This window comes from Achromobacter sp. ESBL13, from assembly GCF_036668755.1.
In the GTDB taxonomy this organism is placed as follows: Bacteria; Pseudomonadota; Gammaproteobacteria; order Burkholderiales; family Burkholderiaceae_B; genus Achromobacter.
The window spans coordinates 1-321 of record NZ_JAZEVT010000027.1; the positions used below are offsets into that span (position 1 = coordinate 1).

The following is a 321-nucleotide window of genomic DNA, read 5'->3' on the forward strand; positions in this document are numbered from 1 at the left end:
ACACGCCGACGGCGGATTACTACGGCGGCGACAGCTTCGTGGTGTCGATCTCGGACGGCAACGGCAACATCAGCCTGTCCACGGTCAGCGTTACGGTCTCGGCGGTGGTGGACATTGCCAACGACACAGTAACGACCAACGAGGACACGACGGTCAACATTGCCGTCAATACGAACGACACCTTTGAAAACGCCAGCCACGCCATCACAGCCATCAACGGCAGCGCGGTTGTTGTGGGCACGCCGATCGCCGTGACCAACGGCTCGGTGACGTTGAAGGCCGATGGCACCTTGGACTTCGCACCCGCTGCGAACTACAACG

1 protein-coding gene is annotated in these 321 nt (G+C 60.7%); it reads left to right on the plus strand.

Annotation, left to right across the window (positions count from 1 at the left end; all coding sequences use genetic code 11):
• Positions 1 to 321, plus strand: a 321-nt coding sequence (locus tag V6F88_RS27840) for an Ig-like domain-containing protein (protein ID WP_332613527.1), incomplete at both ends; no start/stop codon positions are given.